Genomic DNA, 223 nt, shown 5'->3' on the forward strand with positions numbered 1-223 from the left:
CGATGCACTGAAGGTTCTGGGGACCCATGTCGATTTTGCCGCACTGGCGGCAGACATTGACCGAGCAGCGCCTCGACCCAGCCGCGCCCGCGGCGGCCGGCCACCGTTTCCGACGGAATTGATGGTTCGGGTGCTGCTGGTTCAGCAATTGTTCAATCTCAGCGATGAGCAGATGGAATTCCAGTTACTGGATCGCCTGAGTTTCCAGCGCTTTGTCGGTCTA

Annotated in this window: 1 protein-coding gene; it reads left to right on the forward strand. The window is 59.2% G+C overall.

The genetic code is table 11. The features are described 5' to 3' along the window. Positions 1–223, forward strand: a 223-nt coding sequence (locus ACUHMQ_RS21575; RefSeq protein ID WP_445297458.1) for a transposase, incomplete at both ends; no start/stop codon positions are given.

The organism is Chitinimonas violaceus (genome assembly GCF_052601015.1).